This is a genomic window from Lentzea rhizosphaerae, from assembly GCF_042649515.1.
Lineage (GTDB): Bacteria > Actinomycetota > Actinomycetes > Mycobacteriales > Pseudonocardiaceae > Lentzea > Lentzea aerocolonigenes.
Genome location: NZ_JBHRZI010000012.1, coordinates 13,551 through 27,299, shown reverse-complemented (window position 1 = coordinate 27,299; position 13,749 = coordinate 13,551). Strand labels below are relative to the sequence as shown.

Annotated in this window: 10 protein-coding genes; 7 read left to right on the top strand and 3 right to left on the bottom strand. The window is 69.7% G+C overall.

All coding sequences use genetic code 11. The annotated features are described in order from the left end of the window. Window positions 1-51 precede the first annotated feature (51 nt). Window positions 52-1,080 (bottom strand): TerC/Alx family metal homeostasis membrane protein, encoded by a 1,029-nt coding sequence (locus ACFOWZ_RS14995; protein ID WP_382372956.1) that lies wholly within the window; start codon window positions 1,078-1,080, stop codon window positions 52-54. Window positions 1,081-1,620: 540 nt separating this feature from the next. Between ACFOWZ_RS14995 and ACFOWZ_RS14990 the strand changes: the two genes are divergently transcribed. From ACFOWZ_RS14990 to ACFOWZ_RS14975, 4 genes are all read left to right on the top strand, one after another. Beyond that, window positions 1,621-2,178 (top strand): protein disulfide oxidoreductase, encoded by a 558-nt coding sequence (locus ACFOWZ_RS14990; protein WP_382372749.1) that lies wholly within the window; start codon window positions 1,621-1,623, stop codon window positions 2,176-2,178. Then, entirely contained in the window at window positions 2,175-3,017 is an 843-nt protein-coding gene (locus ACFOWZ_RS14985; RefSeq protein ID WP_382372747.1) for a cytochrome c biogenesis CcdA family protein, read from the top strand. The genes ACFOWZ_RS14990 and ACFOWZ_RS14985 overlap by 4 nt, the downstream gene beginning before the upstream one ends. A gap of 45 nt (window positions 3,018-3,062) precedes the next feature. After that, window positions 3,063-3,518, top strand: a complete 456-nt coding sequence (locus tag ACFOWZ_RS14980; protein WP_382372745.1) for a GNAT family N-acetyltransferase — start codon at window positions 3,063-3,065, stop codon at window positions 3,516-3,518. A gap of 83 nt (window positions 3,519-3,601) precedes the next feature. Further along, complete coding sequence (locus tag ACFOWZ_RS14975; RefSeq protein ID WP_382372743.1) at window positions 3,602-3,835, top strand: hypothetical protein; 234 nt, start codon at window positions 3,602-3,604, stop codon at window positions 3,833-3,835. An 816-nt stretch (window positions 3,836-4,651) separates the two neighbouring features. On the opposite strand, the gene ACFOWZ_RS14970 is transcribed toward ACFOWZ_RS14975, so the two are convergent. After that, entirely contained in the window at window positions 4,652-4,804 is a 153-nt protein-coding gene (locus ACFOWZ_RS14970; protein ID WP_382372741.1) for a hypothetical protein, read from the bottom strand. A 279-nt stretch (window positions 4,805-5,083) separates the two neighbouring features. Further along, on the bottom strand, window positions 5,084-5,380 hold the full coding sequence (locus ACFOWZ_RS14965) for a hypothetical protein (protein ID WP_382372739.1): 297 nt from the start codon (window positions 5,378-5,380) through the stop codon (window positions 5,084-5,086). A gap of 31 nt (window positions 5,381-5,411) precedes the next feature. Between ACFOWZ_RS14965 and ACFOWZ_RS14960 the strand changes: the two genes are divergently transcribed. The 3 genes from ACFOWZ_RS14960 to ACFOWZ_RS14950 are packed head-to-tail and all read left to right on the top strand — an operon-like array spanning window position 5,412 to window position 13,618. Continuing rightward, complete coding sequence (locus ACFOWZ_RS14960; RefSeq protein ID WP_382372737.1) at window positions 5,412-8,192, top strand: helix-turn-helix transcriptional regulator; 2,781 nt, start codon at window positions 5,412-5,414, stop codon at window positions 8,190-8,192. Between the two features lie 25 nt (window positions 8,193-8,217). Next, window positions 8,218-10,935, top strand: coding sequence for an AAA family ATPase (locus ACFOWZ_RS14955; protein WP_382372735.1), 2,718 nt, complete (start codon window positions 8,218-8,220; stop codon window positions 10,933-10,935). Beyond that, the gene (locus ACFOWZ_RS14950; protein ID WP_382372733.1) at window positions 10,919-13,618 is read left to right on the top strand and encodes an AAA family ATPase; all 2,700 of its coding nucleotides are present in this window, start codon (window positions 10,919-10,921) and stop codon (window positions 13,616-13,618) included. The genes ACFOWZ_RS14955 and ACFOWZ_RS14950 overlap by 17 nt, the downstream gene beginning before the upstream one ends. Window positions 13,619-13,749: the final 131 nt, after the last annotated feature.

Here is a 13,749-nt window from a genome sequence, read left to right as displayed (position 1 = left end):
CTCCACCGTGCCGCGATGGTTACCCGGTTTCCGCGGCCGGGAAACGTGTGGTCAGCGTTCGCGGTCTGCGGCGCGCTGTTCTTCGCGAGCACGCCGTGCCCGCAGTGAACCGGGATGGGCCTTGGCGGACGGATCGCGCCTGGTCTTGACCAGGCTGGCCACCGTGACGACCGCGAGCACCACGGCGATCACCGCGAGGCTGAGCAGTGTCGGTATCTCGGGGACGCGCTTGTCGATGTCCTCGTGCGCCCACTGCAGGATCAGCTTGACGCCGATGAAGGCGAGGATCAGCGCAAGCCCGGTGGACAGGTAGACCAACCGGTCCAGCAGCCCCTGCACGAGGAAGAACAACGCGCGCAGGCCGAGCAGCGCGAAGGCGTTGGCGGCGAAGACGACGTAGGGCTGGGCGGTGATGCCGAAGACCGCGGGGATGGAGTCGAGCGCGAACAGCAGGTCGATGGTCCCGATCGCCACCAGCACCAGGAACAGCGGCGTGACCACGCGCTTGCCACTGTCCCGTGTGAACAGATCGCCTTCCACGTAGTCGTCGGTCACCGGCAGCACCCGGCGCGACGTCTTGACCACGACGTTGTCCTCGATGTCCGGGTCCTCGTCGCGGTGCCGGTACAGCTGCACGGCGGTGTAGATCAGCAACAGACCGAACAACAGGAACACGAAGGAGAACAGCGACAGCAACGTGGCGCCGAGCGCGATGAACATCGCACGCATGACCAGGGCGAGCACGATGCCGAACGTGAGCACCTTGTGCTGGTGCTCGTCCGGCACCGCGAAGGTCGACATGATGATCACGAACACGAAGAGGTTGTCGACGGAGAGGCTCTTCTCGACCAGGTAGCCCACGAAGTACTCCGTGCCCGGCCCGCCGCCGTAGTGCAGGGTGAACCACACACCGAACCCGACGGCGACCGCGACGTAGAACACCGACCACGCGGTGGCCTCGCCGAACCCGACGTGATGGGGTCGTTTGGCCGCGACGACGAGGTCCACGGCGAGCAGCGCCACGACGAGACCGACGGTCAGCGCCCAGGTCAGGAAGCTGATGTCGAGCTGAGCACTCATGTCACCTCCAGCGCCGAAGCCCTCGCCCGGCGCATCACGGGTACCCAGTAACGCGGCGGTGGTCGCTTTCTCGGCCACTCCATCGGAGATGCCTGGTGAGCTGGGCCTGTGGCCTGCGGGACCAGCCGCGAGCGTGGTCGGTCTTCGATCTGCGCGGTGTGTGTGGGCAATCCCGACGCCGAGGCCGAGCAGCTCACCGCGGAGGAGCTGCGGGAGCTCGTGGCCGGCCAGCGAGGCATCGACGCGGAGCAGCGCGAGAGCATCACGGGCGCGTTGGAGATCCACGAACGGCGTCTGCGAGAGGTGCTGGTGCCGCGGCGGTCGGTCTTCATCCTGTCCGGTGACCTCGATGTGGCGGCTGCGCGCGGTGAGCTTGCTGCCCGGCAGGATCCCGGAGCAGTCAGGAGACGTCGTGCGGATATCGGGCTGGGCGATCGAGGTGGTGTCCGTCGCGCACCACGCCATCACCTCAGTGCGGCTGCATAGGGCCGTCAGCGGTTCGTAACAACTCATGCGCCGGTCGTGCGGCAGGATCGGCCCATGTTCCGAATCCGAGTTACGGTCGGGTCACTGGTCCTACTCGCCTCGCTGGCGGCGTGTGGTGGTGATCCGGCGGGTGCGCCGCAACCGGCCCCCACGCCGCCGGCCACGTCCCAGACGAGCGCCGCCGCACCGACAAGTGGCACTCCCGCGGTGCCGGACCAGCTGAAGTTCACCGCCAAGACCGTCGACGGCACGGACCTCAACGGCGCGGATCTGGCCGGAAAGCCGGTCGTGCTGTGGTTCTGGGCGCCGTGGTGTCCCAAGTGCCAGCGCGAAGCGCCGGGCATGGCATCGGCCGCGAAGGAACACTCAGGAAAAGTCACCTTCCTGGGCGTCGCCGCGCAGGACAAGGTTCCGGCGATGCAGCAGTTCGTGCAGAAGTACAACCTGCAGTCGTTCCAGCACGTCGCCGACGAGGACAGCGCGGTGTGGAAGCGGTTCGGCGTGACCGCTCAGCCCGCCTACGCCTTCATCGACGCCTCCGGCAAGGTCGACATCGTGACCAGCCAACTGTCCGAACAGGACCTGAAGCAGCGGCTGAGCAAGCTGGCATGACGCAAACACTGCTGGTGGCCGTGGTGGCAGGCATGGTCGCCACGGTCAACCCGTGCGGGTTCGCGATGCTGCCCGCCTACCTGGCGCTCGTCGTGACCGGCGCGAGCGAGCAGTCCCGCGCCCGGTTGCTGACCAGGGCTGTGGTCTCCAGCGCGATGATGACCCTCGGGTTCGTCACCGTGTTCGGCCTGTTCGGCCTGGCGTTCTCCGTGGTCGCCTCGTCGGTGCAGCGTTACCTGCCGTTCGTGACCGTGGCAATCGGACTCGCACTCGTCGTGCTGGGCGCCTTGCTGCTGACGGGCCGGGAGATCACGCTGCTGATCCCCAAGCCCAGCAGGGGAGCCCCGAACCGGCACGTGGGGTCGATGTTCGGCTACGGCGTCGCGTACGCGATCGCGTCGCTGTCGTGCACCATCGGCCCGTTCCTGGCCGTCGCCGGCTCGACGCTGCGCGGCGGCGACCTGGTGGAGGGCGTAACGGCGTTTCTCGCCTACGCGGCAGGCATGGGGCTGGTGGTGACGGTGCTCGCAATCGGCACCGCGCTGGCCAGCGACGCGGTGACACGACGGGCCCGCTCGCTGCTGCCGCACGCCTCCCGGCTCGGCGGCGCCCTGCTGGTGCTCGTCGGGTTGTACGTGGCCTACTACGGCGTCTACGAACTGCGGCTGTTCCTCGGCGGGGCAGACCCGTCGGATCCGGTCGTCGACGGCGTGGGACGGTTGCAGGGCCTGCTGGTGGAGTGGTTCACCGCGATCGGGCCGGTGCCGTTCGTCGTCGTGCTGATCCTGCTCACAGCCGGTGGAGTCCTGCTGGTCCGGCGGCGCGCTCGGGCGCGGTGATCAGCCCACGGACGCGTTCCCGGCGCCGCAGAGATTGCCCAACCGGTGCCGGGCGAGTTGGTACCGCGCGCCGCATCTCTGGTTGGCGGACGGGAGCTCGCTCTACGATCACCGGACGCCCAGGTCCTGCACGTGACCCGGGAGGATCGTCCGGTCGGCGGCATGGTCGTCTCCATCGACGAGCACACCCAGCTGAACTCGTTGGATTTCTTCTTCGTGGACGGCGACCAGCAAGGCCGGGGGACAGGGGTCCTGGCGTGGCGCGCTGTCGAGGCGAGGTACCCGGACACGAGGGTGTGGACCACCCATACGCCCTACTTCGAGCAGCGGAACATCCATTTCTACGTGAACAAGTGCGGCTTCGCGATCGTGGAGTTCTTCCACCCGGGCCACCCGGACCCCCATGATCACCGGGCCTCGTCGGGCGATTCGCATGACGGGGACGGGACCGATCACATGTTCAGGTTCGAGAAGGTGATGAGCCCGCAGCGTCGTCGATGAGGCGACGGCGGCCGTTTGCATCGACGTGAGCCACCGCGCCCTTGAGGAGGTTTCGGGCGGCGATCGCGGCAGGAGCCGACCCCGTGGCGCTGGTGGATGCGATCAACGAGGCGGAGGAACAGCGTGCAGCGGCGATCGCGGAACTGAAGTGCTTGCCCGCGCCGACAACGCTCACTTCCGCTGAGGTACAAGCGAGGCTCGACGGGCTCGACGACGTGACGACAATCATCACGGAAGGGAGGCCAGAAAGGCTCGCGAGGCTTTACGAGGACTTCGGCGTTGAACTCAGGTATGAAAGTGTCCGAGGGGCGACTTGACCTCCGACGTGTAGCAAGCGTGCGCAGTTCGTGTGTTCACTCGCTATTGGGTAGCTCGAACCCGGTGTAGACGGTCAGTCGGCACTAATCAATCTTTCGGGCTGATCTGTATCGACTGGAGCAAGAATTTTAGCGGCGACCTGTTCGACCGCGCTGAGCTGGAATCAGGCCCATCTGCGCCCGGCGCTGCGTGAGAAAGAGTCGCACTGCGGCGAGCGCCAAGCCCACCGATCGCTGGCTGCACGCCACCCTCTGCAGGGGCGGCGTCGGCCTGGTGAACCCGCTCAGATCGAGCGCCTCATCACAGACCGACATGATCTCTCAAGGTGTTTGACCTAACCGAATCGTGGTTCGCCAGACCGATGATGGCGTGAAACACGACCTTTGGGGCGGAGACTCCTTTGCTCGGCCGGTCACACTCGAAGGTGACCTGGAAGAACAGGCCGGAGCACGACGCTCAGTCGTTCCACGATCGGGGGCACGGGGTCGCAGGTTCTCTTCTGCGCCCGGAACGATCTTCGCTTAATTGCCAGTCTCGTGATCAACAGGTGGGCGAAGGGGCTAATCAGGAGCTACTGGCTCCTTCTTCTTGTCAGAGCATCCTGATGATCTCGACTGGGACGTGCTCGTGGATGGTCTGTACCGGGACACCGACATTCTCGCGTTTTCGATCCGAGTCGCGACGGTATCGAAGCTCCGATGATGATGAGAACCAGTACGTGGGCACTCGTGGTCACGTATCCAGTCCGAGTCTTGGTCTCCGGACTGCTCAGCACCGACTACCGCCTTGGCCGGATGACCTGCGACCTGAGCCGCCTACGCCTGGCCGGACTTGTCTGTCGTCTCCCGCACGGCAGCCGTCGCCTGGTCGCCGAGGACGGCCATCCGCATCGCGGTGTTCCACACCAAGATCCACAACCGGCCGTCTGGCGGTGTGCACGACATCGTCGCGGCCCGGATCTGGAACATCGTCGCCGCCGTGCGACGCCGGGCGGATCGCCCTGGGCGACAAGGGTTGCCACGGCTGGGGCGAGGGGTGTGCACGTGATCAACCTTGCAAGGACGGGAACAGGCCGAGTCGCAGAAGGCCGAGTCGCAGAAGGACGTCGACCGTGCCCGTCTGTGCTGCCCCGGCGGAAGTCACCGCTGGATGAATGAGTGCCCTCACTGGTGGTGGATTCTGTTCTGTTTCGTTTGGAGTTGGTGCCTCAAGCTCCGTGTCGGCGATGACCGCCGGGTGATCCGCTGTCAGGTGCGTAACAGATTCGTTCTGAATTCTGCCTGGCCGGCGGCTTTGTCGTGATGCCGGATTGTCGTCGTTGGCTCGCCACGGTTCGTCGAACGCTGTCGGCGCGGCTCGTCGAATATGTCGAATGTGAAGCTGTTTCGCGAATTTTCCGGCAGGTGAGTTTCTTCGTATTGGCCGTGCGAGGTGGTATAAGGGTTTCCCGGCAGCTTTGCAGTATGGCGTGATTGTTCCCTTTTTGATGGATCACCTCCGGTGATGCTCTTTGGCTGGACTTGCTCTTTGGCGGGAAACGCCAATTGAGATGCTCGTCGAGCGAGACGAAGGTGCGTGATTGTGACCGCAGATGTGTTGATCGGCAGAGATCGGGAATTGGTTCTCTTCGCTGACGTGGTGGCTGCGGCGCGCGCTGGCACCCCACGGGTCGTACTCGTGCGCGGCCCGCGGGGGATCGGCAAGTCGGCCTTGGTCGACGCGGCGCTGGCCGATCCGCCGACTGAGCCGGGCGCGGTGCTGCGGACGACCTGTCTTCCCGGCACGGCCGCCTTCGGTGCGGCGTGTGCGTTGCTCGCCTCCGTGTCCGGCGGAGACCTGTTCCGTCGGAAGTTGCTGGCACTGCGGTCGCTCGGCGACTGCTCCGCCGGAGAGGATCAGGCCCTCGTCTGTTCGATCATGCACCGGCTGCACCGGGTCGTGGTGAACACCATCGATCGTGCTGGTGGGCTCGTGTTGGTGCTCGACGACGTGCAGCACTGTGACGCAGCGTCGCTGCGCTGGCTGGACTTCACCCTGCGCAGGGCAGCGGAACTGCCGTTGCTCGTCGTGCTCGCGCTGCGCACGGAGGCGTTGACATCGGTGCGGCCGCTGCCGGCTGGTCTGCTGGAGCAGCACAGCGGGCTGGTCCTCGACCTCGGCCCGCTTCCCCACGCCGCGGCGGCGGCGCTGGCCGCGGGCGCGCTGGGGTCGGGGACCGAGGCCGGTTTCGCGGAGCAGTGCGTTCGCGTTGCCGACGGAAACCCCGGCGTGTTGTTGCGCCTGACCGAAGTTCTGAACGGCCGGCGCGTCCGGCCGGTGAACGGTGAGGCCTCGCGCGTAGCCGCGTTCGGCAGGCTGGCCGCGCTGCGGGACATGCTCGCGGTGCTCAGCCACACCGAGCACGCACTGGCCGTGGCGAGGGCGGTGGGCGCGTTGGGCACGACGGACGCCGAGCTCGTCGCCACGCTTGCCGCGGTGCCGGTGGCTCGTGTGCAGGTGGTCGTGGAGCTGTTGCGGAACAACGACTTCCTGGACGAGAGCGGGCTGGCGGTCCAGGTCGTCGCGCCGGTGCTGGACGGGCTGTCCGCACGGCAGCGCGAGGAACTCAGGGGGCGCGCCGCGTGGCTGCTCAGCGTCGCCGGATATCCGGCGGTCCAGGTCGCGGAGCAGTTGCTCCCGCTGCCGGAGCAGCCTGAGCCGTGGATGCTCGACATCCTGCGTGAAGCCGCGAGGAACGCTTCGTTCTCGGCTCGGCGGCGCTATCTGTTCGCGGTGTACAGATCCGATCCGCACGACCCGCGGATCCGGGTCGACCTCGCTGCCGCGGTGGGGCGGGAAGATCCGGAACGCGCACTGGAGCTGTTGAACGAGGCGCTGGCGCTCACCGGGAACGTCCGGGAGCGCGCGTCTGTCGTGGTCAAGCTCGCCGCCGTCGGGCTCGCCACCGGCCGGGCGCCAGAGGTGCTGGAACTGGTCGACGCCACGCTGACCGAGCTGGGGTCGGCGGGTGGGGCCGACCACGCCGCCCATCGGGACCTCGTGCGCGGTCTCACCGCGACTCGGATCATCTGCGGTCTCGCCGACGTCAGCACGATCGGCGCCACGCTGAGGAGCGCCGGAGCCGCGGTGTTCACCGACTTCGGTACCGGTGGTGAGACCGCGGCCGAGCGACTGCTCGCCGCGGCGCGGGCCGTGCTCGTCACCGCCCGTGGCGAGCAGGCTCACCTCGCGCTGGAGTACGCGAGCACGGCGGCGGGACCTGTCACGTCGCGGCAGTCCGTGGCCAGCTCGTTCCTCTCGGCCCTCGTGTGCCACCTCGCCGGCGAGCGGATCACCGCCCTCTCGATCCTCGGCCGCCTGGTCGAGGAGAGCGGCGCGGAGAACGATCACCAGAGCGAGAGCACGGCGCTCTCCCTGCGGGCCCTGATCCGGGCGGAGTCCGACGAACTCTCCGGCGCCTATGCGGACGCCCGCCGGGCGGTGGAGCTCTCCGGTGGCACGGGACGGCCGGGCTCAGTCGCACCACGGGTGGCGCTGGCGACGGTGCTGGCGTTGCGCGACGAGGTGGACATGGCGGCGCTCGTGCTGGGTGAGCCCACGGCCTCCGGGGTCTGGGAGCATCACGAGTACCTCATGACCAGGGGCCGAATCCGCTGGGCGCAGGCAGACATCACGGGCGCGATCGACGACCTGACCGCCTGCGGCGACAGCCTGCGCGAGGCAGGCATCGCCAACCCCTCCTTCGCACCGTGGTGGCTGGACCTCACCCGCCTGCTCGCAGAGGTCGGCCGAGCAGACGAGGCCGGGGAACTGGTCGAGCACGGTGCGGAGCTCGCCCGGCGCTGGGGCACGCGGCACGCCTGGGGACTGGTCCGGCTCGCGCAGGGTTCGATCGCGCACGACGACCGGGCGTCCGCGCTGCTGTGCGAGGCCGTCGAACTGCTGGCCGCCACGGCGGACCGGGTGCGCCAGGTGGAGGCCGAGCACCTTCTCGGACTCGTGCTGGCCCGCGGCGGTGACCTGAGAGGCGGACGCGCACGCCTTCGGCACGCGGTCGATCTCGCGGTGCGGTGGGGCCAGCGGGCGCACGCGTCGTGGGCTCGTGCCGACCTCGAAGGACTCGGTGGCCGGATGGGCCGTCGGGACGCGGTGCTGACGGGCTCGCTCACTCCGAGCGAGCGGAGGGTCGTGGCCATGGCGGCGTCCGGGGCGAACAACCGCGAGATCGCCGAGGCGCTGGTGGTCTCACTGCGCACTGTCGAGATCCACCTCACGAGCGCTTACCGCAAGCTCGGGGTGAGCGGGAGGGGACAGCTCGCCGAGGCACTGACCGCGCACACCGGTTCGCAGGCCTGAGGATGACGGCGGAAGGGAGCCGGCGATGACGGAAGCCCGTGGGGAACGCGCCTCGTGCCCCGGCAGCGATCCGGGCAGTGGGCACGTCCTGGTCGAACGCGAACAGGAGCTCGACCTGTTGCGCGGTGTGGTGGCCGATCTGCTGTCCGGCACGCCGCGCACGGTGTTGTTGCGAGGGCCTGGGGGATCGGGGCTCAGCGCCCTGCTGCGCTGGACTCGCGCACACGCCGAGACATCAGCCTGCCGGGTGCTCGTCGGCCGGTGTTCACGCAGCGAGGTGACCACCAGGTTCGGGCTGGTGTCGCAGCTCGACCCGGCGTACTGCGAGGAGAGCGGGGCACTGGCCATCACGATCCGGTCTGCTCTGCTCGAAGAGGCCGGGAGGTGGCCGGTCCTCGTCCTGCTCGACGACGTGCAGTGGATCGATCCCGACTCGGAGCACTGGCTGCGCGTGATGATCACGAGATCGGCCGACCGGCCGTTGGCGGTCGTTTTCGCGGTCACGGATCCGTTCGCACAGGAGTGGCAGGAGTACGACATCCAGAGCCTGCCCGCGGCGATGACGATCCGGCGGCTGAGACCGCTGGGCGAGTCGGCTGTGCTCTCGGTGCTGCGGGCACGCACGGGAGGAGCGATCGATCCCCAGATCGCTCGCGTCGTCGCCGGCTTGACGAACGGACGTCCAGCACTGGTCCACGACGCCGCTGCTCTCGTCGGCACCGACCCGCGCCCGCACCGGGCGGCCGAGCTGGTCCGGCGTCACGTGGACGCCGACCGGGCCGCGGCGCTGATGACCGGACTGCCGCTCGAGCTGGCCGATCTCGTCCGGGTGCTCGCGCTGGAACCGGGAAACCTGGACTTCGAACTGGTCTGCGCACTGGCCAGGGTGCCCGCGTCACCGGCCAGGATGCGGGAGATGGTGCGGGGTCTGGAACTCGGTGCCGGTGCCACGCCGCTGGAGCACGACGCGCCCGCCGCCGAGCGGATCCTCGCCGGGATGGACCCGCAGCGCAGGGAGGAGCTCTACGCCAGGGCCGCGGACATCGCCCACCGCAGCGCGCTCGCGGACCCGGAGGTCGCCCGGTTGCTGTTGCGAGCCCGGCCGATCGGGGAGTGCTGGGCTGTCGAGACGCTGTGCCGGGAAGCGGTGCACGCCCGCACCGCCGGTGAGTTCGGCGTCGCCGTCGAGCTGCTGACCAGGGCACTGAGGGAACCGCTCGACCCCGTGCAGAGGAGCAGGCTGGAGATCGACCTCGCGATCGCCTGCGCACCGGACTCTCCCGTCGCGGGAGAACGGCTGCTGCGACGGGTGCTGCTGCGCGACACCGGGCCGGAACTGTCGCAGGTCCGGCTGGACGCGGCCGACCTGCTGGTGGCCGGCGGCGATGACGCCCAGGTCCGGTCGACGCTCGGGGCGGTCTGCGACAGGGCCGATGTCGCGCCGCACGAACGGGCCGCGCTCTCGGCACTGTGCTGGATCGCCGACGATGCTCCGCACGAGGGACCCGAGCTCAGTCTGCCCGTGTCGGCGGAACCGCCCGGCCGTCCCGACGGACCGGTCCAGGCCGGTGTGGTGGCGTGGCGGCTCGCGGTGCGGGGCGCCGACCTGCCCGCGGCCCGCGCACTGGCCGTGACGGCGCTGGAGGACGACGAGACCCGGCTGATCACTCCCAAGGTGCTGGTGTGCCGCACGCTGATGCTGACCGATGACGTGGGTGCGGCCATGGCGGGTCTGGACAGGGCCGTCGCCCTCGCGCAGGAGCGAGGCGCGGGTGTGCTCTCCTCCGTGGCACATCTGGCTCGCGGCAGGTTGCACACCCGCGACGGCAGGTTCGAGGAAGCGGCCGCGGACATCGAGGCCGCCCTGGTCCACACGCCCAGGCGGTGCTGGCACCCCATGGCGTTGCCGAGCGTGGTGGCGGTGGAGGCCGCACTCGCGCTCGAGCGAGGACATCTCTCGCAGGCGGAGTCACTGCTCGACGTCGAGTGGGAGCCGAGGGTCCGGCGCGGCTTCGGCTGGGTGCAGGTGCTGCTGGCCAAAGGACTGATCGACCTGCACCGCGGCCGGCCTGTCGACGCGTTGACGAACCTGCGCGAGTGCGGACGGCGGCTGCTGGCACGGGAGTGGACGAATCCGGCCCTGCTGGCGTGGCGGACGCTCGCGGGAATCGCGCTGCGGGCACTCGGCAGGCAGGAGGAGGCCGCGCAGCTGGTCGCCGAGGAGCTCAGGCTGGCCAGGCAATGGGGTGCGCGGACGACGGTCGGGGGTGCTCACCTGGGCGCGGCGCTGGTGCTGACCGGAGCAGAGGCCGAACAGCACTGCGCCGAGGCGGTCCGGTTGCTGCGCGGCTCGGGGTGGCGGTTCCGGTACGGGCAGGCGCTCGTCGCGCTCGCCGGCCACCGGGTGTCGTCGGGCGCGGTCGGCGACGCGCTCGACCTGTTGCTCGAGGCCGACCAGCTGGCCTCCGAGTTCGGGTCCCACCAGCTCACCGAAAGCATCCGCGGCACCGCGGCGCGGATCGGGGACCTGTTGTCCCCCACTGAGCGCAGGATCACCGAGCTGGCTGCCTGCGGTCTGTCCAACGTGGACATCGCCATGCGACTCGCAGTCACCCGCAGCACGGTTGAAGGACATCTCAGCGGTATCTACCGCAAGACCGGCGTGACGCGTCGGCACCAGCTCAGAGCCCTGCTCGAGCTGGCCGTCGTCGAGGAGCGTGACCGCGATGATGCTGGAGCGTGACGAGGAGCTCGCCCAGCTCGAGGCGGTGCTCGACCGGGGGCGGGCAGGCGCGGGGGCGTCCGTTGTGATCAGTGGCCCGCTCGGCGTGGGCAGATCCGCACTGCTGCTCGCCGCCGGGGAACAGGCCCGGCGACGCGGATATCGCGTCCGGTGGGCCGCCGCGTCACCACTGGAGCGGGACTTCGTGCTCGGGGTGGTGTCTCAGCTGTTCCACTCCGGCTCAGGTGAGCGCGCGACCGGAGAGTCTACAGTGGACTCCGTTGTCCGTGCGCTGAGCGCGGAAGCACCGCTCGCGTTGCTCGTCGACGACCTGCAGTGGGGTGACGAGGCCTCGTTGCGGACGTTGGGGCGGCTGGCCCACCAGGTCGACCGGCTGCCCGTGGTGCTGGTCGTGACGGTGCGCGACGGTGACCCCGGTACGGAGGCGGCGCCGGTACGGGACGTGCTCGACTCGGCGTCAGTGGTGCTGCGGCCGCGGGCGCTGTCGGCGGCGGCGACCGGTGAACTGGTCAAGAGCATGTTCGGCGAGCGGGGCGACGATGAGTTCGTGCGGCTGTGTCACGAGATCACCGCTGGGAACCCGGTCACGGTGAACGGCCTTCTCATGGACCTGGCCGGTGATGGGATCAGTCCGCTGGTGAGCGCCGCCGACGGCCTGTCGGCCCGGCGGCCGGAATCAGTGCGCGCGAGACTCGTCTCGTACGTCCGCGCTCTGTCCGCACCCGCGCGGACCGTCGTCCAGGCCGTCGCGGCACTGGGGCACGACGCGGACGAGGAGACGGCGCGGCTGCTGGCCGGGCTCGATCCGGTCCTCTGGGGCGACACCGTGCGGCAGCTGACCCGGCTGGGCCTGCTCGTCACAGACCCGGAGCTGCGGTTCACCCACGTGTTCGCCGCCGACGCGGTGGCGCACGTCGTGTCCGCGCACGAACGGGAAGCGCTTCATCTCCTGGCGGCGGAACTGCGGCACAACCGGGGCTTTCCGGCTGAGCGGGTGGCCACGCACCTGCTCGCCGTCACCGCCGCGCTCGACGAGTGGGCGATCTCGTCGCTGCAGGAGGCGGCCAGGCTGGCGCTCGGCCGGGGTGAACCGGAGACGGCCACGTGTTACCTCCGCCGGGCGGTGTTCGCGGTACCGGAGGACGGCGTGCGCCGGGCGCGGCTGCTGGTGGATCTCGCCTTGGCCGTCCGCGGTACCGATCCCGCGGTCGCCACCCGCCACATCGCCCAGGCCCTGCCCCGTCTCGGCTCCGCGAGGGAACGCGGCGCGGCGCTGATGCGCCTCGCGCCCTCCCTGCTCGACGCGGCGCGTCAGCCGGTAGCCGGCCTGATCCGCGATGTCGCCGCGGAGCTGGGTGACACCGCCGAGCTCGCCGGAGTCGAGCGCGACCTGGCGCTGCGGCTGGAGGCGAGGACCCGCTACCTCGGCAGCCGGGATCCGAACACGCTCGCGTCCTCCGCCCGGCGGCTGGCCGCGCTCGGCAGCGAGCTGGGTGTCACGAGCGGCGCGGAGCGGGAACTGCTCATCGTGCTGCTGCACTCGAGCATGCTCTCGGTGCGCATCTCCGCGCCGGATGCCGCCAGGCTGGCCAGGAGCATCCTCGACCGGGAGCCGGCTTCCCCCGCGCACGTCCACACCGCGATCCCTCTGCTGGTCGAGGTGCTCGTCGCCGTCGAATCGCTGGACGAGGCGTCGTCGTGGCTGGACACCGCGTCCGGTCTGGCCAATCCTCTCGACCGAGGTGCGGAACTCGCGCTGATCGACGCCGCTCGGGCTCTGGTGCGGGTGAACGAGGGAGTCACGGCCGAGGCCGCGGCGCTGGCGGTCACCGCGGCGCAGGCGTCGGTGCCGGACTGGGCGGTGCCGGAGTCTCCGTTCGTGCGGTCCATGGCTTCGGTCGCGATCGAGTGCCAGGACCGGGATCTCGTCCGTCTGGTGCTGGCGCGCTGTGAGGCCCACGCTGCCACGGACGGACGGGTGTCGGCTGCCCTGGGGATGCTGCGGGCAGCGTTGCTCGACGGACAGAACGACGCGGCGGCGCTCTCGCACGTGCTGGAGTTCGGACGCATGCTGGACCGGTTCGGCTGGCGGAACCCCGTGCTGATGCCCTGGCGGGTCTGGGCGGTGCGGTTGAACAGGGGGCTCGGCGACCTCTCCGAGGCACGGCGGCTCGCGGACGAACAGCGCCGCCTGGCAGCGGCATGGGGTGCGCCGCGGGCACATGGACGGGCCTTGCGCCTGCTCGGTGAGGTGACCGAGGGCGCGCGTGGAGTGGCGCTGCTGCAGGACGCCGTCGACGTGCTGGAGTCGTTCGGCCGTCCGCAGGAACTGGCCAGGGCACTGTGGTCACTCGCCAACCGGCTGCGGGACGCGGGCCTGCCCGGTCACGAGAGCGCGTCCGCGCAGGCTCGCCGCCTCGCGCTGACCGGCGATCGGGAGTTCGGGGCGCAGCCCGCCCGCGCCGTCTCCACCCCCGGCATCCCGGAGCTGACCGGCGGCGAGCGCCGGGTCACCGAACTCGTCGCGGAGGGCCGCACTAACTCCGAGATCGCCGAGGTGCTGGAGATCAGCAGGCGTGCCGTGGAGAAGCGGTTGACCAGTTGCTACCGCAAGCTCGGGGTCGCGGGCAGGTCCGGGTTGCTCGAGGTGCTCGGCTCCGCGGCGCACCGGCTCACCGAGTAAGCCGGATGATCCGGGCGGACAGGTCCCCGGTGCGGGAGTGCGGAGTCCGTACCGCGAGAGAGCGCTCCCACAGAGTTGCCGCGCACCTGTCGTGATCGATTGACCACGTGGAGTGGCATTCCTAGCCTTCT